Origin of the sequence: Chryseobacterium lactis (assembly GCF_003815875.1) — a bacterium.
Taxonomy (GTDB): Bacteria; Bacteroidota; Bacteroidia; order Flavobacteriales; family Weeksellaceae; genus Chryseobacterium; species Chryseobacterium lactis.
In genome coordinates this window covers 5098673-5121955 of sequence record NZ_CP033924.1, presented here as the reverse complement: position 1 = coordinate 5121955, position 23283 = coordinate 5098673, and the positions used below count along the sequence as shown (strand labels likewise).

Sequence of the window (23283 nt, the reverse complement as noted above, 5' to 3'; positions counted from 1 at the left end):
TTATTTGTATTCAAAAGAAATAAATTAAAAGGTGTTTTTCAATTCTTTTTTGATTTTAAAAGTAATCGATTTGTCATGTTTTGTTTAGATTAAAAAATGTAATTCAAGTGTAGTGGGTTAGATACAATGGTGATAGCTGTATTTTGCCGACTTACAACGCATTTAAGATCCAATTAAATTTTTTGAGATTATAGGGACAGAAGGCATAAGGGGAAGATCTGACTTGTCGTGATCTTTTTCGTATCGGGGCGTGTCAAATTGAGACCGCGCTTTTTGTTCCAAGTCCTCGCTGAGCTGTGGGCTATCCACTTCAATCGCTCTCGCATTATTGTATGTTTCCCATCGCGCACGCCAAAGCACATTTACCTCCCAGCTTCTTTCCGTCCCATAAAAGAGCTTTTGGCTTCCCATGATCAGAAAATTGTAAGTCAGATCCCAAAACAGTTCCCAACATCTGCCTTTCAAATCTCTGATGTCCGGACAACTAAATATCCGGATTTTTTTATGCATAGAAATTCAATGAATATCATTTTCAAAGAAAAGGATAAAAAGGCAGCCAAGTTAGTTCATCCATCCGACCCACATCCCACCAAGAGAAAAAAGTGAATGAACGGTTTCCCCCCAAAGGCCCCCCCCATTAAATCATTTTTTCTCTTGGTCTACGCAGTTGTATGATCTGTTTGTCTGCTTTCTTTTTTTCCTTTTTTTCTTTTGAAAATAATATCGGGGCCGAGCCTCGGAAGGACTGGAAGAACATAACAAGCAATGTAAAACAATAAAACAAAACGTTATGAACATCACCGCAAAAATCACAAGAACAGCAGAAGTTAGAACAACTTCAAACGGCAAAGAGGTAGTAAATTTTGGCGTAGCGATTAGGCACACCTTCCGAAACAAAGAAGGCGAAAAAATCAGTCAGCCAACTTTTTTTGACTGTGCCTACTGGAGAACTCCAAACATTGCCCCATACCTGACTAAAGGCACTATTGTAGAACTTTCGGGAAGGGTCAGCCCTAGAGCGTGGATAGACAAAGAAGGCAACCTAAAGGCAGGACTGAATTTTCACGTAACAGACATAGTTTTTCACGGTGGGGATGGAAAACAGGGGGGAGAAACAGTAAAAAAGGAAACTGTAAAAACTGGCAACTCTACATCCGTATTTGCGGGGGACAATGACGATGATCTACCATTTTAAAACAACGCAAATCTAAAATTCATCATGAAAAAATCAGCCCAAAATACAGGGGTACAGATACCCGATAATATAGCACAGATTGCCCTATTGGTTAGAAAAGACTGGAAAAACGTCTATTTCGGGGCTGTGCCTTATTTGGATGCAATGCACTCACTCAGTAGCGTAAATGAAAGCTATTACGAAGATTCCGCAAGCTCGATAATCAATTATTTCCTTGCAAATGCGACAACTTGGCGCGGAGAGGTTGCAAGGGCGGTAAAAGCCAAATTAAAACAGCTTGTCGCAAGTGCAAACTAATTTTTAAACCTTCAAAAATTTAACATCATGTCAACAATTCAAATAGATATAACACAGGCTAGTATTTACGTAGGAACATACGCTAAATATAACGATGGGTCAATTTTCGGAAAATGGCTAAAACTGTCCGATTATGCAGATAGGGGCGAGTTTTACGATGCCTGCGCCGAGTTGCACAGTGACGAGGAAGACCCAGAGTTTATGTTTCAGGATTACGAACATATACCCAAAGGCTTAATAGGCGAATCATGGTTATGTGAAAACACTTTTGAAGTACTGGAAGCCCTCGGAAATCTTGACGATAACGATCTTGAAGCATTTTTAATCTGGTGTGACAATGATCACAAAGACTTTTCCAAAAGTGACATTGACGAGCTTATCAGTGATTTTAAAGATGATTATGTAGCCCATTACGACAGTGAGGAGGATTTTGCACGGGAACTGGTAGAAGGTCGTTCAGATCTCAGCGATTTTGCGAAAGAGTATTTTGATTATGAAGCCTACGCAAGGGATCTTTTCTGCGGAAGCTATTGGAGCCAGGACGGACACGTATTCTATAACTAAAGTTTAACCACAGGCGACTGTGAAAGCAGTCGCCTATAAATCTAAAAAAATGGTACTGGAAACATTCAAAATAACATTGAAACATGATACAGGTTTTTTCAAGGTCAAAGTGACCTCACTCAGCGGAGAGCAGGGAGCAATTCAGCAGGTAATGGCCTGTGAAAGATGTCCAATAGGGGCAATAATCAGGATTAAAAAAATCGGTCAGAAATCAATCATTTAAAATTTACCGCTATGAATATTGGCGTAATAACATACAAAAAGTACGACGAAAATGTGCTACTGAACGCACATTTCAATGTAGATGAATTATTCAGGATCATCCTGCACGACAAAGATTTTGTACGCTTTGAAATCTTCGACAGGGAGAAGAAATTATTGGCATCTACCTATTACCCGAATGTTGACGGAAAGGGGCTGTATATCCATCCTGTCAAGGTGTTCAGGGACGAGGAACTTAAATGGATAGACTATTACGCATTTAGATCGCCTTCTACAATCAGGCATTATAAGGTGACTTGGAAAGTAGACGGTGCGGTTTTCCGAACAAGGAAAAAAGCCACTGAATACGCAAATCTTGTCAATAAAAGGGTTGCATACAGAATTGAACCTTTCATTGACCGAAGCACTTACCGCAGGTCGCAGAACTGAATTTTACACATCAAAATTTATCAAAATGAAACCATTGGACGAAATGAACAATATAGAAAAGGCTTATGTACTAGCCCGATTATTCCCTAAAGATTTAAAAGACCTTATCAGCTTTGTTCAAAAGGAGATAACCCATTTTCGGGAAAAGCAGGAAGATATTAAACTGGCTTGGCCACCCCAATGCCTGATAACAGCGAATTATTGGTATAGCCTGATCGCAGAAATTGAAAAGCTATTGGAAAGGCTCAATGTTCAGCTTCACAGAAGCCCGAAAATATTTTCCGAACATCTTTTTTGGGGACACAATTCAATTTTTATGATGCACTGCCTTGTGCGCTTTGTCGGGTGTGAAAATCCCCACCATAGCCTGAAACTGGCAATAGAACTACTGTTCGGAGATAAAGAAATAGTATCCATAGAATTTACAGAAAATACGGAAGATTAAAGTTTAACCACAGGTGACTGTGAAAAGTCACCTGTAAATACAAGCAAAATGACACAGGCAGAATTAACGGAAAATTTCAAAGCATTGATGACCATAAACCCACCCCTAAAAGAAATTGAAGAACTTTTCTTTAAGGCTGTGAACAGTGGCGCACTGGATTTTGAAGATGAACCACAGGACAGTTATAGAACTGCGAAGATTATTTATCATGCCATTCTTTGTACGATGGCGGCAAAATGGTTTCCCCTCGCAATAGAAAATTGGAAGGAAGCCCAAAACCTTAAAAAATTCTTGTAATCATGGCAAATTGGTGTAATAACACGCTTGTCTTCGTGGGAACTCCCGGAGCTATCGAGCAGATAACAGTCCTATTTAACACAATAGCACAAATGGGACAGCAGATAGATTTTGAAAAACTGCCTGATTTTCTAGGCGGTACGGAAGATCATTTTTTCTGCTATATAAGCTATAACCATGACGGTATGGTGGAATATGAAACGAGATGGACACCCAACATACAAGCTGTGGTGCGGATAGCAAAGCATTATAATGTTGATTTTACACTGGGCTATCAGGAAATAAGCAATTGTCTATATGGCATGGCAACCTATGCTAACGGTATTCTCAAAACTATCTGTTTAGACCCAATGGATTTTGGCAGATTCTAATCTGGTTGAACTATAATTAATTAAAAATGAAAATAACGGATTTAAACGGTCTGGAAATAACAGTGACCGATCTTGATAAAGCGATTCAGCAGGCGGAACTATTTAAGGATATGCACCATGTTCCGCCTGTACCCTACGATAAAGTAAGGCAAAAATACTGGACTGACGTTTACAACAAACTTTTGGAACTAAAATCAAAAATATCATGAGCAATCTAGCAGATAAAACAGAATATCGGGCACTTTCGATCATAGCCCGAATGGTTAAGGATTTTGAACGCTTGCATTGCCTGAACATGACGGCAACAGACGATTGGGATGCCACAGGAGCAAGGAATCTTTTGGAAGGCATCGTGCAGAGCAACGGCTACAAGATAAATTATGACCGTGACGGAAAGGGAAATAGACCGCTTCTCAAAGATGATAATATTTCAGATGCTAAACACAATTACACACGGTAAATCATGGACAAGGACAATCAATTTATGGACTTTCTTTTCAATGAATTTTTGATGATGGAAAGAAAGTTCGGAAAAAGCCGATCACATAAATATTTGACAATTATTTCAAAATATATAGAAGTCGGTTTTAGCTACAATGACCCTGAAAAAGCACAACAATACGCCTGCATGACTTATTCAAGTATTTTATATGCGATCTATAACTGGAAAACACATTTACTTGACCTCAAAGGAAAGGACGAGGAAGCTATACGGTTCGCAAGGTATAAAAAGCGATTAAAAAAACTGGGTTATTCCGAGGACGAAATTGCAAATCTTCTCATAGATAGATTTAAACTCAATAACCCGACTGAAATCATTTCCCCATACGGGCAATTATAAATAAATCAATATTCACAAACAACAATATTATGGAAGCGAATTTTTTTAAACAGATAGCAAAAATGGACTTGCAGAGCAAAGTAACGCTTACGATTGCCAAAGCAACAGAAGATAAAATAGTTGTCTCTATTTTGGTGCAGAATGACGGATGTGGAGATAAAGCAAAGTATATAATCCCCCCACTTAATCTCAAAGGAACGGCAGAAGAACTGGACGCTGAATTTTTCTCACATATCAAAAAACCGATTGAATCCGCTTCGGGGCTTATGTCCAATATGGAAGCTTTTATGAAGCAGATGGAGGAAGCAAAAAAACAGTCCGCTATGGAGAAAGAAAAAGCGGACAAGGCGAAAAAGGAAAAGGATGTGAAGATTAAAAAGTACAACGATGCAATGGCGAAAGCCGAAGCACTTGAAAAAGAGGGAAAATTCAAAGAAGCATGGACTGCGTTACCAAAGGCTTCCGAATATCCCGACCATGCCGAAACAATAGGTCAGAAGCAAAATTTGTATCAGTCCCACTTTGCAGGTGATCTTTTTGCCTCACCACAGAACCAAAATGAAGAGCCATTGGCAGAAGTGAATGTTTAACAATAAAATTGAAAGAATATGTTATTGAGCGTTGAATTAGCGAGAGTGTTTGTTCTCATGGACAAGGGATTGAAAATAATCCTTGACGACCCCGAACCACGTTGGGGCGTGGATGCAGTGATGAATTTTTATGCGAATACTTATCCCATTTTGACGACTTCAAAGGTTTCTGCGCCAGTAATTAAGGATGATTCTGTCGTATACACTTTTGAAAGTGTGATGGGTACGAAGGGTTAATTATTAAAGAATTAAAACAATGAACAATGCGAAAACAGATCATATCGGGAACAATAAAAATTCCCGACAAAGAAAGAGAAACCAACCTGCACCGCAGGATTGCGGAGTTCGCCCGATGGATGGAAAAACCAAAAGATGCACAGGAAATTTTCAGGGACAGAAGGAAATCCGTACCGATTGCCATGTTGCCAATGGTTTACTAAACTGCACATTTCTACCTAAGTTCAGGCAAACAGAAATGAATCAGGTAAATGAAACCTCTGCAAAACTTGAAAGTGACTTTTTCAGGTCACTTTCAAGACTGGCAGAACACTACAAAATCGAACCGTTTGCCAAGTCCGATAATTATAAATTTCCCTACAATATCAATCTTGCAATTTCCGACATAAAGGGGAAACTAAAAAAGAACGTGCTGAACTTTCACAGTTTGCGGTTCAAAAAAGAAAATGATAAATTTTATGTGGTTTCCGAAGAACGCTGTGATACAGGGGCGACACTCTTTTACATTCCTGTTATCCCGCTTTTCAGAATGCTTAATGACAAAAAACGGAAAAAAACAGCGCATCTTTTATTATCCGTGTTTTCCTATCTCTATCACATTGCTGATATACCCTATTACAGACAGGAGGGAAGCTATTTATATTATGAGTATGAAATATTGAAAGACTGGATAATGGATGATCCCTACGAAGACGAAGAAGACAACCGTGTAAGCGAAATCGAGATTGCGGAATGGGTGGGAGATAAAATTGAACAGAAAATTTACAACCGTGAGAACCTCACTTTTTTCGATCAGCGGATTGCCCATTTCGATGCCAAAGATGATTTTGATACCAATTGTTTGATCTTGGCACAAAAAACACTGGCAATTTACCGTGAATATCCCGATGCCAGTATTTTTCGCAATGCCAGTAGTATGTTCGATGAGGATGAAGAATATTTGGAAGATCAGATCATTCCGATGGAAAAATATATTTCTTTCTATGCCGATAATAAAGGTTGGCTCGCAGAAACCGTATTTGAATCCGTCAATAACCAGTTTCAGGAATACAGTGAAACGCAGGAACCTGCCCTGATCCAATGTTTTGACGGACAGAAAAATGAAACTAAAGACCTTGCATTTGAGGAAAGGCTCTTTGAACTATTGCATGACCTTACTGATTTAATTTACGATTATAGACAATTGAGCGATGAAAAACAATAACATAGACATTACGCAGGATTTTGACAATAAGCTTTATTATCCCAAATGTGCATTGGTGCTTTATGAATCACAGGGACTTGACCCTGATGTATATGTAGAACATTTTGATATGGACGGTAACGGAAACCCGATAAACGCCCATCCCCTGACAGTGATGGAAGCCGATATTCTGGCGAAAACGCTAATGCTCGAACACGAAAAAGAAAGCGCATTTTTAAAACCTAAATCTGTCCTTCCGAGCAATGTTTTGAGCCTTGACCCGAACACCGAAAAAGGAACAGTGATCTGGCATACCAAAGCACAGCAAAGAGAACTGTTTTTTGTCGAAAGTCTAGGGATTCCAAACGGCAAAGCCTATGTTCCGCCTATGCTGTGGAAGGCTAGCAAATCCAGTCTCACGGTATTTGCGCTTAAAAACAATAGAAGACCAACTTTAAAGTCACAGCTTTACCATTGCCCTTTTTTCAATATATACGCTGACGGAAAAGTATGTTTGGGAACAATAAAAATAGACATTAAAAATACGACTTCGGTAGAGGATTTTATGAAAGCATGGGAACACTATTTCTTCCACAGTTATTTTAGCCATGCCCTTGTTACAGGAGGACAGAGCAAAGAAAATTCCGTGACACTATGGAAAAGGCTGATAAAACAGGGAACGATTTTTCCAATAGAGGTGCTAATGCCCCATAAATTAACCCTTAAAAATATATTGCTATGAATCAGGAGAAAACAAAAATGCATTTTACAGATAACTACCTGTTAGCCCCGACAAACCCGATCACTGTCAATTTGGTGGGAGCAGGCGGAACAGGCTCAAAGGTACTGACTGGATTGATGGAAATCAATGAAAGCCTATTGGCACTAGGACATACTGGTCTGCAGGTCAGGCTATGGGATGATGATATTGTCACATCCGCAAATTTGGGGAGACAGCGTTTTTTTGACTGTGAGGTCGGATTGCCGAAGTCCGTGGCTCTTATTAACCGTATTAACCGTTGCACGGGGGCTAACTGGAAAGCCGAGACGGTCAAATTTGAAAAGGATAAGTTTGGAAAAATGCCCAAACAATCTAATGCGACAATTACGATTACCTGTGTCGATACGGTACAGGCAAGATTTGGAGTTGCCGAAATACTCACATCGGTTAACGGGCAGCGTAACCATGTTCGGGATTCGCCCAAATATTGGTTGGATTATGGCAATAGTAAACATACAGGGCAGGTTATCCTTTCCACAGTGGGTAACATCGTACAACCGGAATCTGAAAAATATATTCCTGTGAACAACCTGCCATTTGTGACCCAAGAATATGGCGAACTGCTGATGCAGTCAGAACGGGACGACAATACGCCAAGCTGTTCCCTTGCAGAAGCACTTGAACAGCAAGACCTCTTTATTAACGCTTCCTTAGCGCAGATGGGATGCAAGTTACTGTGGAGTTTATTCAGGTTCGGAATGACTAAGTACAGGGGATTATTCCATAATCTTGAAGATTTCAGGACTAGCCCGATATTGATAGACTGATCACATCGGGCAAAAAGACATTTCCTTAGCAGGAAAAGTCTTTTTGCGTAAAGCGAAATAGCCGCTTTAGGATATGCCCATTGATTTTCGCCCTACTCCGGGCACTAGGCATATCTTCTTTTCTTGTCGTATGGGCGACCAAAGAAAAGATTCTGTGTTATTTTTCAATTTTTTTTTAAAATATTCTTTTATCAGTTTGTAAAAAGTTTAATTAAATTGTTATTAGAACACTTAAAAAAGTGAATATAAATTTTCATATTTTTGCAGAATGAAGTATCTGTCTTACATATCGGCTATAATGATTTTGCTGTTATCTATAGCACCTTGCCTTGTAGAAGATAGTTGTATGGATGAACCTTTTGAAACTTCAAATAGTCAACAAAATGACGATAATTGCAATAAAAATTGTTGTTCACCATTTTTTAATTGTAAAACTTGTGCAGGTTTTGTTGTAAACTCATTTCATTTTTCAATATCGGGTTTCGTGAAGCAACCTGAAAAAAAGATAATGGTAACAACTATTGCTGCTATTTCCGACTTCCGATATTCAGTTTGGCATCCCCCGAAATATGCTTAATGTGTAGTGCTTTCAGCACAAATTAATTAATAACGATGTCTTTGCATCGTTAAGTTTATACAATCACATTAAATATCATTTTATAATGAAGAAAATGCTCATATTGTCGTTTTTTATGGCAATAAACCTTTGTGTATATGCACAAAACACATTAAAAGCCGTTGTTAAAAATAACGAAACAAAAGAAGTTCTTGTTGGGGTAACAGCTTCTATAAAAGGCACTTCAAATGGTGCAATATCTGATGAAAAAGGACAGATTACATTGTCAAATATCCCCGATGGATTACAGGAAATACACTTTAGTTACTTAGGCTTCGAAGAGTTTACTGAAATAATAAAATTCCCATTAAAAGAGAACGGCATAATAGAAATTCTTCTTAAAGAAAACTCAGAGGAATTAGAGAGTGTGGTAATTACATCAACAAGAAGTACGAGAAGCATTCAAAATATCCCAACTCGGATTGAATTTATCGGCGGCGAAGAACTGGAAGAAAAAGGCAATATGAAACCCGGAGATATCAGAATGTTGCTTGCTGAAAGTACTGGAATCCAGACGCAGCAGACCTCAGCAACCAGTGGAAACTCTGCCATACGTATCCAAGGACTCGATGGTAAATATACGCAGGTTATCCGTGATGGTTTTCCATTATATTCCGGGTTTTCAGGTGGTCTGGGTCTATTACAGGTAGCACCTTTGGATCTTCAGCAGGTTGAGGTGATAAAAGGATCATCTTCCACACTGTATGGTGGCGGAGCAATTGCAGGCTTGGTAAACCTCGTTTCAAAAAAACCAACCGAGCAAAGACAGCTTAATTTTCTGCTCAATGGAACCTCTGCCCTGGGACTTGACGCCAGTGGCTTTTATGCCCAAAAGTTTAATGGTATAGGAACAACAATATATGCGGCATATAATCATGGGACTGCCTATGATCCTGCTGATATTGGACTTACGGCTATTCCTAAATTTGACCGTTTTACGTTGAATCCCAAAGTATTTTTCTATTTCAATGAGAATACCACATTAATGGCTGGAATCAATGCAACTTCCGAAAAACGAATTGGTGGAGATATGGAATATATCAAAGGCAATGGGAGTACAGATCATTCCTACTTTGAGGAAAATAAAACCGGACGTTACAGTACTCAGTTAGAATTGGATCGTAGAATAAATGACAGGGCTAAATTTGTGATAAAAAACAGTGTCAGTTACTATGACCGTACCATTGGCTTGCCTGCTTATCAATTTTCTGGTGATCAATTGTCTACGTATACGGAAGCAAACTATTCCCTTAATGGCGAAAAGACTGACTGGGTGCTTGGTGCAAATTTTTTGACCGATAAATTTACGGAGAAGCAAGTAGCTGGAACTCCTGTAAGAGATTATAATTACACAACTGTTGGCGGATTTGTTCAGAATACATGGAATACCTCAGATAAAATTACCATCGAATCAGGTATTAGAGGTGATTATCATAACCGCTTCGGGTTCTTTTTTCTTCCTAGAATATCTACTTTATGGAAGATCAATGAACATTTTTCAACACGATTGGGTGGTGGTCTTGGCTATAAAGCACCAACTGTATTTACCGAAGACGCTGAACGTATCCAGTTTAGAGGAGTTTTGCCTTTGAATTTGGATGATACAAAAGCCGAGCGCTCTTATGGTGCGAATTATGATATCAATTACAAAACAGCATTGTTTGATGGTCAGGTACGTTTCAGTATCAATCATATGTTTTTCTATACCCGTATCAACAATCCGGTTCTGCTAACCTCTACAACAGGTAACATGTATCAGTATGTCCAACCTTCCGGAAATTTTGATACCAAAGGGATGGAAACAAATGTCAAGCTTACATACGGGGATTTTAAACTATTTGTGGGATATACCTATGCCAATGTTAATCAGCATACGGATGGTACTTCAAAAATTTATCCGCTTGTTTCCAAACACAGGCTCAATAATGTGCTGATGTATGAAATCGAAGAAAAGTGGAAAGTGGGTGCTGAGGCTTATTATTTCAGTCCACAACAGTTAAATGATGGAAGTACCGGTAAAGGTTATTGGACAGCGGGATTGATGGCAGAAAGAATTTGGGAACGTTTTTCAATCTTTGCGAATTTTGAGAACTATACAAATACCCGTCAGACCAAATTCGGACCGATTTATTCAGGACCTATTACAAACCCTGTTTTCCAGGATATATATGCGCCTGTTGATGGGTTTGTAATTAATGTTGGCATAAAGCTTAAATTCTAAGCGATGAAGAAGTCGACTTTCGAAATTAAGCGAATGGACTGCTCTGCCGAGGAACAGATGATCCGTATGAAACTTAGTGAGATTACAGGCATATCCAGATTGGATTTTAATCTGGCAGCCAGGAAATTGGAAGTATACCATCTGGATAACATGGAACAGATCAAGGCGGCTATCAGTGAACTGAATCTCAAGGACAGTTATATCGGTTCCGTCGATTCACTTGATCATAATCCAGTTCAAAAAGATGAGCGCAAAGAGCGAAAATTATTGTGGCTTGTTCTACTGATCAATGCCTTTTTCTTTGGTCTGGAAATCATTACAGGTTTTATTTCAAATTCAATGGGACTGGTAGCCGATAGCTTAGATATGCTGGCCGATGCACTTGTTTATGGACTTAGCCTATGGGCAGTGGGTGGATCAATTATGCGAAAAAAGAATATTGCAAAGGTAAGCGGATATTTACAGCTTATTTTGGCTGTTTTAGGATTTTTCGAAGTCATACGCAGATTTATGGGATATGGAGAAACACCTGTGTTTTCAACAATGATTACGATATCCCTTTTAGCTTTAATGGGTAATGCTGCTTCATTGATCATTCTCCGTCGTACAAACAGTGATGATGCTCATATTAAAGCCAGCCAGCTTTTTACCTCAAACGATGTTATTATAAATATAGGTGTTATCCTTGCAGGAATTTTGGTATATGTTACTTCTTCCCGAATACCAGACCTGATAGTTGGAACGGTAGTCTTCGCAATTGTAATACGTGGCGCATTTTCTATTATGAAACTAGCAAAATAATATCTTATAAAAAGCCGAATACTAATCTATTCGGCTTTTTTACTTTTATCCATTAGAAAAAAATATCTCTTAAAAAGTTCAAAAAAATCGGAATGTAAAGAAGGTAGGTATCCACTGTATCTTTTTCTGAGCAATAGATTCTGTATTATAATCCGAACAATTCTTAAAACATTTCAATCATTATTTAAGCACTTGCTTAAATAATAAATTTAGCTATATTTGCAAGATGGAAAATAATTCGTGCATAAGACAACGGGCGGATATTAGACAGATCAATCGCTGTAAAAATCGAGTTTTAGAACTCCAAGACCCTTTTGATTATTTATCAAGTGGACTTGAATTAGCGGGAAATAATGTAAGGCTGAAAATCTTGTTTCTTCTACATGAAGAAAAACGACTTTGTGTATGTGATTTAAGCGATATACTAGATATGACAATTTCAGCAGTTTCCCAGCATTTACGAAAGCTTAAAGACCGAAAGCTAATCATAACAGAAAGAGAAGCACAAACCATTTTTTACTCATTGACAAAAGAGTACGAAAAATTGCTGGATCCATTTTTTAAAATACTAGTTGATAATAAAGTTTTAGAAACAATATGAAAACGGATAAAAAACTTATCGGTACTGGACTTTTAACAGCTATTGCAGCTTCTCTGTGTTGTATAACACCTGTTTTGGCGCTTATAGCTGGAACAAGTGGTCTTGCTTCAACTTTTTCCTGGCTTGAACCTTTCCGTCCATATTTTATCGGTTTAACAATTTTAGTGCTTGGCTTTGCATGGTATCAAAAATTGAAACCGCTAAGGAAAATAGATTGTAATTGTGAAGTAACTGAAAAACCAAATTTTATGCAGACAAGTTCATTTTTAGGAATTGTTACCGTCTTTGCGGGTTTACTTTTATCGTTTCCAATTTATTCTCACATATTTTTTTCCCAGACTAAAAGTAAAACTATTATAACTCAGACTTCCAAGATTCAGAAAGTTGAGTTTGCTATTAAAGGAATGACTTGTTCTGGGTGTGAACAACATATTAAAACAGAGATCAACCGACTAAAAGGAATTGTCGAAGTTGTAGTATCTTATGAAAAGGGCAACGCTATTGTTAAGTTCGACAGTAAACAAACAAGTATCACGGAAATTGAAAATGCTATCAATTCAACAGGATATAAAGCAATAAATAGTAAAACTATATCGTAATGGAAATAAAGTTACAAACAATAATAACTTGTCCAGACTGTGGTTACAAGAAAGAGGAAACAATGCCAACAAACGCCTGCCAATATTTTTACGAATGTGAAAAGTGCAAGAGAGTTTTAAAACCTCTCAAGGGTGATTGTTGCGTATATTGTAGTTTCGGCTCTGTAAAGTGTCCGCCAATTCAAGAAAATAAAAAATGCTGTTAATCTCTGGGTATTTATTTAAACCTAGATACAATTACAAATTCTTGGATAAAAACAAGGAGTAAATTATAATGACAAACGCAGCCTCTTTCACTTAAACTTCAAAGAAACAATTTAAATTATCCCTTTTTTTATATTTAAGGTTTGCGGTAACATATAAAAAAATATCATCATTATCTTTTTATATCAAAAATAATATCGTAATATTGCAATATAATAATTATGACATGGGAGCTACAAAAACAGAGCATTTTACTGAAAGCCAGAACCAGATAGCGGTTATTGCTAAAGCCTTGGGACATCCTGCTAGAATTGCTATTATCGAGTATTTGTTGAAGGTCAATACTTGTATAACTGGAGACATTGTGAATGAATTACCGTTAGCACAGCCAACTGTATCACAACATTTAAAAGAACTGAAAAACGCAGGATTGATAAAAGGAAGCATTGAAGGTAATTCAGTTTGTTATTGTATTGACGAAAATACTTTTGACATATTGAAAGAGTATTTTTCAAAAATAATCTTTACGGTAACTAACCAAAAATGTTGTTAAGAAAATGGAAATTGCTTTCATTATATCATCGATATTATTGATCAGCTATTCACTACTGGCAGTATTTGATGGTGTATTCTTACACCTATATAAATATCGCCTCTATCAACATGAAGAAAGTCGTTTTGAACATCTTACACATACAATAAGAGCCTTATTATTTACGGGTATTTTAATCTCTCTATTCATCAATATTGAAAACAACAATTTGTTTTTATTAGGCTGCATTTTGATTGCAGTTGATATTATCACCTTGTTGGTCGATGCCTATGTTGAAAAAGATAGTAGAGCATTTATGGGAGGGTTGCCAAGATGGGAATATATTGTTCACCTTTTGGTAAATGGTTTCCACTTCGCGGCTATCGCTGTTTTTTTAGTGATTAAAATAAATATAAATGCTGATGGCATCAGTTTAACTGAAAATTTTCAGCAGATAGAAAACTATCAAACTTTCAAGATCATAGCATTGAATCTTTTACCGGGTGCAATTATCATAAGCCTTTTGCATATTATGGTTTATAGTCCGAAATTCAATTATTACTTTAAAAAGATACAGCTCAAATGCTGTTAAAAAAATTTGTCAACAAATATCGCAATATTGCATTATAACTATAAAATATTAAAACAATGAAATTATCAGAAATCAAAGAAATTCTTCCAACATTAGAAAATGTTGAATTTCAGTTAGAAAATGGAACATTTGTACCTGAACATTTCCATGTTACAGAAGTTGGTCAGATCAATAAAAAGTTCATTGACTGTGGTGGTGTAATCCGTGACGAAAAAGCTGTAAACTTTCAGCTTTGGAATGCGGATGATTATGAACATCGTTTAAAACCAGGTAAGTTGTTAAACATTATCAGACTTTCTGAGGAGAAATTAGGAATCGAAGATTCGGAGATCGAAGTTGAATATCAAAGTGATACCATCGGTAAATATGATCTGGAGTTTAACGGAAAAACATTTGTGTTGAAAAGCAAAACAACAGCATGCCTTGCCCAGGACGCTTGTGGTATTCCATCAGAAAAGCAAAAGAAAAACCTTTCTGAGTTAACGGTAAATCAGAGCAATACATGTACACCCGGAGGTGGTTGTTGCTAACTATCCGAAGAATGTAATATATAACTTCTAAACAGTATTAAAATCCGATGGAAGAAATTTTTGATGTTATTGTTATTGGAGGGGGACAGAGTGCCTTAGCTTGTGGATATTATCTGAGACGAGCAAAACTGAAATATATTATACTGGATAAACAGGCTGTTCCAGGTGGTGCATGGCTCCATACCTGGGATAGTCTGACTCTTTTTTCTCCCAGAGAATACAGTTCATTACCGGGTTGGCTAATGCCTAAATCTGAACATCAGTTTCCGCTAAGACAAGAAGTAATTGATTACTTGGGCAAGTATGAAGACCATTATCAACTGAATGTTCAAAGGAGTACTGAAGTTACTGAAATTAAAAAAAATGAAGGTTTATTTTACGTTCATACTCTTCAAGGGATTTTTAAAACCAAAACAGTTATTTCAGCAACCGGAACTTGGGAGAATCCATTTATTCCAACGATTGATGGAATAGAAGATTATAAAGGTTTACAGATACATTCGGGAAAATATAAGAACCCTGAAAAATTTATCGGACTGAAAACATTAGTAGTAGGCGAAGGTAATTCAGGCGCACAGATTGTTGCAGAGCTTTCAAAAGTTACCACTGTAAAATGGTCAACCAAAAAGGAGCCTGAATTTTTACCTGATGATGTAGATGGTTATTATTTATTCACTGTTGCCTCTGCCCGATACAAGGCGGAAAAAGAAGGAAAACCGTTTGATTCATCGCAATACAATTTAGGTAATATCGTAATGGTTCCAACCGTTAAGGAGGCTAAACAAAGAGGCGTATTTGTATCAAGTGGTACATTCCATCAGCTATACGATAAAGGGGTAATCTGGTATAATGGTGAAAAAGAGGAATTTGATGCTATTATTTGGTGCACAGGTTTCGGTTACAATACCTCTTATCTTAAATCACTTATAGAAACGGATGAAAAGGGCATTGCAAAAACTACAGAAAGCAAGTCCTTAGAAGTGACCGGACTATGGCTTGTAGGATATGGCAACTGGACTGGTTACGCCTCTGCAACATTAATAGGGGTAAACAGAATAGCAAAACAGACCATTGCTGAAATCGAAGAATTTTTAAACCAACAAAACTAAAATGAAAATTGCATTATTCAGTGATATTCACGCAAATTTACCGGCACTGGAAGCTTTCTTTAAAGATGTCGAATTCCGTGATCCGGATAGTATTTACTGTTTAGGAGATCTTGTAGGTTACAATATTTGGCCCAACGAGGTGGTCAATGAGATCCGGAAGAGGAAAATACCAACCATTGCCGGAAATTATGATTTTGGCATTGGGCGTATGAGCAACGAATGTGGTTGTGCCTATAAAACTGACGGTGAAAAAGACAATGGTAACATTTCCATTTCTTTTACAAACTCCATTATGATGGACGATGAACGCTCCTATCTGCGAACACTTCCTGCACACATCAAAGTTGAGTTCCAGCTTAATGAAGACAAATTAAATCTTCTATTAGTACATGGCAGCCCAAGAAAAATCAATGAATATCTGTTTGAAGACCGGGAGGAAAAAAGCATGCTCAGGATCATGGAGCAAGCGGATGCGGATATTATGTGTTTTGGACATACCCATAAGCCATATCATCGCATTTTAAATTCAGGTACTGAGGATCTTCCGCATTATCGCCATGCAGTTAATATCGGTTCTGTTGGAAAACCAAAAGATAATGATGTGCGGGGAGGCTATGTTATGTTAACGATCAATGACAATAGTTCTGTGCTTAATAAAGACAGTATCAAAGTTGAATTTATTCGATTTGATTATGATATTGAAAAAGCGGCACAAGCAGTTGAAAACAGCCCACTACCTAATGAATATGCAGAAAATTTAAGAAGAGGCTATTAATTTTAGAATTTAGAAATGAACCAAACACTTGTAAAAAATATCGAAGCACTCTCAGCTGGTACGATATCAGAAGAACGAAAAATAGTTTTGCAACCTTTAGTTGATTATGTGCAGAGGAAAATAGAAACTGACCAGACGATCCGTTTAAATTTCATCTGTACCCATAACAGTAGAAGAAGTCATTTATCGCAGATCTGGGCGCAGACTATGGCTTATCATTTTGACGTTAAGAACGTATATTGCTATTCAGGTGGCACTGAGGCAACAGCGATGTTTCCGAAAGTAGCAGAAACGTTAAGTAACCAAGGTTTTCAGATCCAAAAACTTAGCGAGAACGAAAACCCTGTCTATGCAGTAAAGTACGCACAAAATGAAGCTGCTGTAATCTGTTTCTCCAAAGAATATAACAATGACTTTAATCCAAAAAATGAATTCGGAGCAATTATGACCTGTAATAATGCGGATGAAGGCTGTCCGATTGTGTTTGGAGCAGAGGATAGATTTCCAATAAAATACGATGATCCCAAAGCTTCTGACAATACCCCGGAACAAACTCAGGTCTACGCAGAAAGAAGTTTACAGATAGCATCAGAAATGCTTTATGTCTTTTCACAATTAAAGAAATAATATGGATATAATTTCATTTGGTAAAGAACAGTTTAGGGAAATTGCTGAAATCTATAGACAGGGCCTTGAAACTGGAAATGCGACTTTTGAAACCTCAGTTCCCAATTGGGAAGATTGGGACAAAAGTAAATTAGAGCATAGCCGTTTTGCTGCTGTCATTGACAATATCATAGTGGGATGGGCAGCGTTATCTGCGGTTAGTGATCGCTGTGTATATGGCGGAGTGGCTGAAGTGAGCATTTACATTTCCAATGACCACAAAGGAAAAGGAATAGGAAAAGCCCTGATGACAAAATTGATAACGGAAAGTGAGATCCATGGAATTTGGACATTACAAAGTGGAATGTTTCCAGAAAATGAAGCTCCAATAGCTCTTCATAAGAGTACGGGATTTAGAATAATAGGTCACCGTGAAAAAATCGGAAAGCTTGGAGATACCTGGCGTGACACAGTAATCATGGAAAGAAGAAGTAAAACAATAGGATTAAATTAAAATAGTATGCAACCAAAATTAAAATTTCTTGATAGATACCTAACCTTATGGATATTTCTTGCTATGGCCATCGGCGTGGGCTTAGGTTTCTTATTCCCTGGTATTTCAAAGGTAACAGATTCCTTATCCATGGGTACAACCAATATCCCATTAGCAATTGGATTGATCTTAATGATGTACCCTCCACTAGCTAAAGTGGACTATTCCCTTTTACCGACTGCCTTTAAGGATAAAAAGGTAATTAGTATTTCACTATTGCTAAATTGGGTTATAGGACCAATTTTAATGTTTGTTCTAGCCATTTTATTTTTGAGAAATGAGCCAGACTATATGATAGGATTAATCCTTATCGGATTAGCAAGATGTATCGCTATGGTCATCGTATGGAATGATTTAGCAAAAGGAAATAGAGAATATGCTGCTCTTCTGGTAGCTTTAAACAGTATCTTTCAGGTATTTACCTACAGTTTTTTTGTCTGGTTATTTATCAATGTTCTGCCTGGTAAATTAGGTCTTGCTAATTTCAATGTCAGCGTATCCATGAAAGATGTTACAGAAAGTGTACTTATTTATCTTGGTATTCCTTTTCTAGCCGGATTCTTAAGCAGATACATTCTAGTAAAGTCAAAAGGGATCGAATGGTATAATAGAAAATTTGTTCCAAGAATTTCCCCGATTACATTGTATGCTTTGTTATTCACGATTGTTTTAATGTTCAGCTTGAAAGGTGAAAAAATCGTAGAGCTTCCAATGGACGTAATCAAAGTTGCCATACCATTGATAATCTATTTTATCCTAATGTTCTTCGTTAGTTTCTTTGTAAACAAATCCTTAAAAGTACCTTACGACAAAAATGCATCTATTGCCTTTACAGCGACAGGGAATAATTTTGAGCTGGCCATAGCGGTTGCGATTGCTGTATTTGGTATTAATTCTCCACAAGCTTTTGTTGGTGTCATTGGACCTTTAGTGGAAGTTCCTGTACTCATACTACTGGTCAGAGCAAGTCTGTGGCTGAAGAAAAAATACTATTCTTAAGATAATGCAATAAAATTCAGGGGTAGTAGTATAATCTAAAACCTTTTAAATAAATTATAGGGAGGTCGATTTGGAACTGATAAGTTTTAAATCGACCTCCCTCTTTTTAATTTTATGGAATAATCTACAAATTGCGGATCATAATATGAATTATTTTTCCATAAAATAAAAGTCAACTCTAATAGTTTTCTTTGAATGGCCACAACAGCTTTCATTTTAATTCCATGCTTTGAAACTAATCTTAAAAAAATCTCTCTGAACCTTCCGTCGGTTCTGATTGCAGCTAGAGCAGGAAAATGCATTACCTTCCTTAAATAGCGATTACCCCGCTTGGAGATTCGGGGTTTCGATTTCACTGAAGTTCCAGACGTCTTTTCTTTTACATCCAATCCTGCATAGCTGACTAACTGTCGTTTATTTTTTATCAACTCAAAGCCATTTGTTTCGGCTATAATTGTTACAGCTGTTAGGCTTCCTATTCCCGGAATAGAAGATACTATTGTCATCTTATCCGCTAAAACGTGATCTCCTTTGATAAGTACAGCTATTTCTTCACGTATTTCTTTTTCCTGCAGATCTATTATGGATATTCTCTTTTTTGTTCTCTTCACTGAACTGGCATTTGAAGTTTCAGAAGTATGGTCAGCATGCAGTTGATTTTTTAACATTGTACGCTCCTGTATGAACTGTTCACGCTCTCGACAAAGTTGCTTCAAATCATTGTATATTTTTAAAGGAGGTTCCCAAACTTCCAATTGTCTTTCCAAACCAAATCTCGCAATGGCTTGTGATGCACTCTTGTCCGTTATCGTTTTTATGTCTAGTGTTCTCGAATAATTGCTGATCTTATTCGGTAAAACGATACTGACTTGTTTTTTAACATTGTATAGATAGTATGCCAGGGATTCATGGTAAACACCTGTCGCTTCCATTACATACCGTATCTCTGTTGAGGTCGATGTCTGCTTATTGACCCACGATACAAGAGCTGAATAACCTTTTTTGGTATTTGCAAATACTTTATAAGCATAAACTTCTATACTGAGATGCTCATCCATTCGGCCAAGTGATACCACCAATTCGTTTTGTGCCACATCAATGCCTACCGTTTGTTTTAATAATACCTTCATCTTATTTGTTTTAGATAAGTGAAAACCTTTCGTCATCTTTTCTCCTGAGTGGATATACTGGCTATACGACTCTTGATAATGAGTGCATTCCTTACATTCTGTTCAGATTCTAAAAGGTAAAGAAGAGGAGGTAGTTTCTTTTCCCGAATATACCGTATGGCTATTTAAAGCAAAATCTACTCTCACTCTTCTTCACTTAGATTATAATTATACAAACATAGGAGAAGCAAAAGAACGTCGGCTGATTAAAATATGTAGCTTTTAATTTCTTCCATTATTCTATTTCGAGTTCAAAGTAGGTATCTTCCCAATTGAATTTAGCCTTTAAAAATTCCCAGGCTCTATCAAGTACCATGTCCTCGTCCTGTCCAAGATTCTTCGCGTTACTTATAACAAAAAATCCCGTTTAATTTTCAGTCTTATATACAAAGTCCTTATGTCTTGATGTAAAATTTTGGGGCTCCCGTCCATTCATATACAGGAACTCGATCAGTGATTCGCTTTTTAGGTGATAGACCCAGGTTCTTTCATCTTCAATATAGTACCCGTCCAGTAACGAGTCCGCCTTCTGGGACACAAGCTCACCGTCATTCTCGTAATCCTGAATGCTTTTTTCGCAAAAAAGAAATTCTGGTTGATGAAATTCAATGCTTTTCATGATAGATGTCCTTGATTGTTATGATCTAATATACGATTATTTTTTTGCTGCTTCAATTTGATATTCCTTGTTATATTTTATTCATCATTCAGGAATAGTCGATCAAGTTCCTGATCAATATTCAGTTTCAGCAGGCTATTATAAAGTTCATCCTGCTGTTTACTATCTCCAAGGTTTTTACCGAAATACTCAGCCATAAATTCGGCGAAGAACCTGTGAAAAATTCTAACATAAGTCTGGGCTTTTTCTGCTATATCTGTGTCTCCAATATTGATTAAACCATGAAGGGCCAAGTAGATCCTGTAAAGTAGATTGAAATTCTTTTCCTTTAAACCAAATTGGTATAATAATTTCATCTCGTTTGGTATCAAAAGAAAGCATTTCCGTATGGCCTGAACTATGGGTTCGATTATGCCTTCCTTACCGCTTATAATCTGTCCGATCCCTTCCCATTCGTAGCTTTCATAGGATTTCATATTCAACAAAGATCTACGATCTGCCCTGTGGATAAATATAGGGGATGAAGCAATTTTATGAATAAAGGTCAGATGAAAATTGTAAGGGGTCAGATCTGAATTTTCACAATGATTTTCATCGCCCATTGGGAACGGAGCCAATTGCGACAGTACCGCAAAAGGAAAAAAATCTGCGATCAACAAACCTTCATTTCCATATTTTTTTTTCTCATAATCGATGTCGATGTGACCTGCGTTTTCATCAAATAAAAGTAATCTTGACTGATCAGAAATCACTTCCTTTTTTGGCTCTACTTTTAGCATTCTGTTGATAAGATCTGAAAACAATTTTGGTTTTGTTTGAGAAATCTCCATCAGTACAGCGGCTCCCACAATATCGCAATATGGAACTGCCATAGTCAATTCGCTAAAATAATTGAGATTTTGATCAATATCTCTGGTCTCAGAATCTTCCGCGAGAAGGCGTGAAATTATTGGAATACAATAATTGGCTAATAGTTCAGGAAGTTTGGGGTATAGTATACTAAAACCATTGTTCCGAAAATGCCTGATCACCGTTATGGAAGATTTTATCAGTCCCTCGTAATGGTCATTATATTTCCGTTTAAATATATCAATCGTAATAGAACCACTTAACGATGCAGCCACATTAAGATCTGAGTTTTGTTTCCGCAAATTATTTTCTTCCATAAAGCATTCTGCCATCATTGACATCAGACGGTGAATTTCTTGCGAATAAGTTTGGTTGTTTGTAAGGAGCTTTAAAAGGTAAACATCAGGTATCGGCTGGATCTTATCATATTGCCCTTCGACAAGGGCATCATTTTTATACAGAGAAATTAAATGTCTAATAATACGTGGTTCTCTATATTCAGCTGCATAATGTCCTCCATTTTCAATAACCAACTTGAATTTATCAAACATTATTTCATTTGCCTGAAAATACTCATCGTCGTCGAGCGCATCTAATTTTATAATTTTACTTTTCTCGCCTATAACAGTTTTATAATTTTTAAAAGGTACATAGGCTAACTGTTGTAAATTGAATTCGTCTACCGTATAAAGGATTCGATGGTGTCCATCATCAAAAATGTCAATTAGCTCAATGATTTCGTCCATAATAACATTGGAGATACTCTCGTTGAAGTTATCAAGCAACAAATAGAACCTATTCTCACTACCCACCCTCAGTGAAGAATGTAACCATTCCCTGATCTGTTCGTCACTCACACGCATACCGGAGTTTTTTGTAAAGGTATTGGCTAGTTGTCTATAAATTGAATAGTTATGGTCATGACAGTCCAGATAGAAGACAAAATTTTCCTGTGAATTCAACCTACTGAAGAATTGGTAGAGCAACATTGTTTTTCCGCTGAATGCCTGGCCTTGTACGCCTATCAAAGAGGTTTTATCGTCGAATGCTTCAATCACCTCTGCTAGAATGCTGCGGTCAATCACAAAATCTGGGCATATAGGCTTGGTTAAATCTCCAATTTCTCCCGTCAATCGTAAAAATTTTTGTTGGGTTATCTGGTTAATAACATGAGCGAATAATTCTGGATCGTTATTCAACAGGAGATTTACGGCATCCTTGAAATCATTTGCTGCCAGGGCGAAAGAATCCTTGATGCACTCATTTATCATCCCAAAATCTACACTATCGGTAATAATTTCTTCTTTGGTATAGGTGTTAAAAAAACGATTGATCTTTCCGTTAGAAATTAATGTTATCGCTGGCATCTGATCTAAAAGTCGTGCGTAGGAAATTCCTTGAGCTATATCTCCAGAAGAAATAGCCACATTCTCCTGTTTCAGTTCCAGGAGAATCACATTTTGCCCATCAATTTTCAATATAATGTCGGAAATTCCCCGTACAATATTTTTTGCTGAATATCCGGAATCTAATGGGATATAGTGATGTCCTATTTTAAGCGTAAATGAGGTTTGGTGTTCTACTTTTACCTCCTTGAATGTTGGAAATACTGTGTGCAGTACACGATCAATTCTTGCTTCTAACGTAGCTTCATTCATTGTTAATAATATGTATAAATTGATCCCAAAA

The 23283-nt window shown here is 37.1% G+C and carries 32 protein-coding genes; 29 read left to right on the top strand and 3 right to left on the bottom strand.

Annotated features, from left to right (window positions below):
- Nucleotides 1-790 precede the first annotated feature (790 nt).
- The 29 genes from EG342_RS22850 (at nt 791) to arsB (ending at nt 18957) form a co-directional block, all read left to right on the top strand.
- Nucleotides 791-1195: a single-stranded DNA-binding protein gene (locus EG342_RS22850; RefSeq protein WP_048506370.1), complete on the top strand. Its 405-nt coding sequence runs from the start codon at nt 791-793 to the stop codon at nt 1193-1195.
- Between the two features lie 24 nt (nt 1196-1219).
- The gene (locus EG342_RS22845; protein WP_048506369.1) at nt 1220-1492 is read left to right on the top strand and encodes a hypothetical protein; all 273 of its coding nucleotides are present in this window, start codon (nt 1220-1222) and stop codon (nt 1490-1492) included.
- A 27-nt stretch (nt 1493-1519) separates the two neighbouring features.
- Complete coding sequence (locus EG342_RS22840) at nt 1520-2056, top strand: antirestriction protein ArdA (protein WP_103290207.1); 537 nt, start codon at nt 1520-1522, stop codon at nt 2054-2056.
- A 49-nt stretch (nt 2057-2105) separates the two neighbouring features.
- Nucleotides 2106-2279, top strand: coding sequence for a hypothetical protein (locus EG342_RS25290; RefSeq protein WP_164465222.1), 174 nt, complete (start codon nt 2106-2108; stop codon nt 2277-2279).
- A gap of 53 nt (nt 2280-2332) precedes the next feature.
- Nucleotides 2333-2707 carry a hypothetical protein gene (locus tag EG342_RS22835; protein ID WP_123868161.1) on the top strand — a complete coding sequence of 125 codons (375 nt, stop codon included), beginning with the start codon at nt 2333-2335 and terminating at the stop codon, nt 2705-2707.
- Nucleotides 2708-2732: 25 nt separating this feature from the next.
- Nucleotides 2733-3152, top strand: a complete 420-nt coding sequence (locus EG342_RS22830) for a hypothetical protein (RefSeq protein WP_048506366.1) — start codon at nt 2733-2735, stop codon at nt 3150-3152.
- A 48-nt stretch (nt 3153-3200) separates the two neighbouring features.
- Nucleotides 3201-3449, top strand: coding sequence for a hypothetical protein (locus EG342_RS22825; protein ID WP_048506365.1), 249 nt, complete (start codon nt 3201-3203; stop codon nt 3447-3449).
- A gap of 2 nt (nt 3450-3451) precedes the next feature.
- Nucleotides 3452-3820, top strand: a complete 369-nt coding sequence (locus EG342_RS22820; protein ID WP_048506364.1) for a DUF1281 family ferredoxin-like fold protein — start codon at nt 3452-3454, stop codon at nt 3818-3820.
- Nucleotides 3821-3846: 26 nt separating this feature from the next.
- Nucleotides 3847-4029, top strand: coding sequence for a hypothetical protein (locus EG342_RS22815; protein WP_048506363.1), 183 nt, complete (start codon nt 3847-3849; stop codon nt 4027-4029).
- Nucleotides 4026-4280: a hypothetical protein gene (locus tag EG342_RS22810; protein ID WP_074941775.1), complete on the top strand. Its 255-nt coding sequence runs from the start codon at nt 4026-4028 to the stop codon at nt 4278-4280. The genes EG342_RS22815 and EG342_RS22810 overlap by 4 nt, the downstream gene beginning before the upstream one ends.
- A 3-nt stretch (nt 4281-4283) precedes the next feature.
- Complete coding sequence (locus EG342_RS22805) at nt 4284-4661, top strand: hypothetical protein (protein WP_048506362.1); 378 nt, start codon at nt 4284-4286, stop codon at nt 4659-4661.
- Between the two features lie 29 nt (nt 4662-4690).
- Complete coding sequence (locus EG342_RS22800) at nt 4691-5251, top strand: PRTRC system protein E (protein WP_048506361.1); 561 nt, start codon at nt 4691-4693, stop codon at nt 5249-5251.
- A gap of 18 nt (nt 5252-5269) precedes the next feature.
- A complete protein-coding gene (locus EG342_RS22795) occupies nt 5270-5488 on the top strand; it encodes a PRTRC system protein C (protein ID WP_048506360.1) in 219 nt (72 codons plus the stop codon).
- A 19-nt stretch (nt 5489-5507) separates the two neighbouring features.
- Nucleotides 5508-6692 carry a hypothetical protein gene (locus tag EG342_RS22790; protein WP_048506359.1) on the top strand — a complete coding sequence of 395 codons (1185 nt, stop codon included), beginning with the start codon at nt 5508-5510 and terminating at the stop codon, nt 6690-6692.
- On the top strand, nt 6679-7413 hold the full coding sequence (locus EG342_RS22785; protein WP_048506358.1) for a PRTRC system protein B: 735 nt from the start codon (nt 6679-6681) through the stop codon (nt 7411-7413). Before EG342_RS22790 ends, EG342_RS22785 begins: the two co-directional genes overlap by 14 nt.
- On the top strand, nt 7410-8219 hold the full coding sequence (locus EG342_RS22780; protein ID WP_048506357.1) for a PRTRC system ThiF family protein: 810 nt from the start codon (nt 7410-7412) through the stop codon (nt 8217-8219). The genes EG342_RS22785 and EG342_RS22780 overlap by 4 nt, the downstream gene beginning before the upstream one ends.
- A 662-nt stretch (nt 8220-8881) precedes the next feature.
- Nucleotides 8882-11056, top strand: coding sequence for a TonB-dependent receptor (locus tag EG342_RS22770; RefSeq protein WP_048506355.1), 2175 nt, complete (start codon nt 8882-8884; stop codon nt 11054-11056).
- Nucleotides 11057-11059: 3 nt separating this feature from the next.
- Nucleotides 11060-11857, top strand: coding sequence for a cation transporter (locus EG342_RS22765; protein WP_048506354.1), 798 nt, complete (start codon nt 11060-11062; stop codon nt 11855-11857).
- Between the two features lie 226 nt (nt 11858-12083).
- Complete coding sequence (locus tag EG342_RS22760) at nt 12084-12458, top strand: ArsR/SmtB family transcription factor (RefSeq protein WP_048506353.1); 375 nt, start codon at nt 12084-12086, stop codon at nt 12456-12458.
- Nucleotides 12455-13057, top strand: a complete 603-nt coding sequence (merTP, locus tag EG342_RS22755; RefSeq protein WP_048506352.1) for a mercuric transport protein MerTP — start codon at nt 12455-12457, stop codon at nt 13055-13057. The genes EG342_RS22760 and merTP overlap by 4 nt, the downstream gene beginning before the upstream one ends.
- Nucleotides 13057-13263: a GDCCVxC domain-containing (seleno)protein gene (locus tag EG342_RS25565; protein WP_073060390.1), complete on the top strand. Its 207-nt coding sequence runs from the start codon at nt 13057-13059 to the stop codon at nt 13261-13263. Before merTP ends, EG342_RS25565 begins: the two co-directional genes overlap by 1 nt.
- Nucleotides 13264-13487: 224 nt before the next feature.
- Complete coding sequence (locus EG342_RS22745; protein WP_048506351.1) at nt 13488-13814, top strand: ArsR/SmtB family transcription factor; 327 nt, start codon at nt 13488-13490, stop codon at nt 13812-13814.
- A 4-nt stretch (nt 13815-13818) separates the two neighbouring features.
- Nucleotides 13819-14385 (top strand): hypothetical protein, encoded by a 567-nt coding sequence (locus EG342_RS22740; protein WP_048506350.1) that lies wholly within the window; start codon nt 13819-13821, stop codon nt 14383-14385.
- 56 nt (nt 14386-14441) lie between these two features.
- Nucleotides 14442-14915: a DUF6428 family protein gene (locus EG342_RS22735; protein ID WP_048506349.1), complete on the top strand. Its 474-nt coding sequence runs from the start codon at nt 14442-14444 to the stop codon at nt 14913-14915.
- 47 nt (nt 14916-14962) lie between these two features.
- Nucleotides 14963-16024: an ArsO family NAD(P)H-dependent flavin-containing monooxygenase gene (locus tag EG342_RS22730; protein ID WP_048506348.1), complete on the top strand. Its 1062-nt coding sequence runs from the start codon at nt 14963-14965 to the stop codon at nt 16022-16024.
- Nucleotide 16025: 1 nt separating this feature from the next.
- Nucleotides 16026-16799 (top strand): metallophosphoesterase family protein, encoded by a 774-nt coding sequence (locus EG342_RS22725; RefSeq protein WP_048506347.1) that lies wholly within the window; start codon nt 16026-16028, stop codon nt 16797-16799.
- Nucleotides 16800-16814: 15 nt separating this feature from the next.
- Nucleotides 16815-17426 carry an arsenate-mycothiol transferase ArsC gene (locus EG342_RS22720; protein ID WP_048506346.1) on the top strand — a complete coding sequence of 204 codons (612 nt, stop codon included), beginning with the start codon at nt 16815-16817 and terminating at the stop codon, nt 17424-17426.
- Nucleotide 17427: 1 nt separating this feature from the next.
- Entirely contained in the window at nt 17428-17919 is a 492-nt protein-coding gene (locus EG342_RS22715) for a GNAT family N-acetyltransferase (RefSeq protein WP_048506345.1), read from the top strand.
- Nucleotides 17920-17925: 6 nt separating this feature from the next.
- Nucleotides 17926-18957 carry an ACR3 family arsenite efflux transporter gene (arsB, locus tag EG342_RS22710; protein ID WP_048506344.1) on the top strand — a complete coding sequence of 344 codons (1032 nt, stop codon included), beginning with the start codon at nt 17926-17928 and terminating at the stop codon, nt 18955-18957.
- An 86-nt stretch (nt 18958-19043) separates the two neighbouring features.
- Here the strand turns inward: arsB and EG342_RS22705 are convergent, their stop codons facing one another.
- The 3 genes from EG342_RS22705 to EG342_RS22695 all read right to left on the bottom strand — a co-directional run bounded on the left by EG342_RS22705 (nt 19044) and on the right by EG342_RS22695 (nt 23252).
- A complete protein-coding gene (locus EG342_RS22705; protein ID WP_074941852.1) occupies nt 19044-20087 on the bottom strand; it encodes an IS110 family RNA-guided transposase in 1044 nt (347 codons plus the stop codon).
- A gap of 406 nt (nt 20088-20493) precedes the next feature.
- Nucleotides 20494-20745: a hypothetical protein gene (locus tag EG342_RS22700; protein ID WP_074941777.1), complete on the bottom strand. Its 252-nt coding sequence runs from the start codon at nt 20743-20745 to the stop codon at nt 20494-20496.
- 77 nt (nt 20746-20822) lie between these two features.
- A complete protein-coding gene (locus tag EG342_RS22695; RefSeq protein ID WP_073060393.1) occupies nt 20823-23252 on the bottom strand; it encodes an ATP-binding protein in 2430 nt (809 codons plus the stop codon).
- Between the last annotated feature and the right edge of the window lie 31 nt (nt 23253-23283).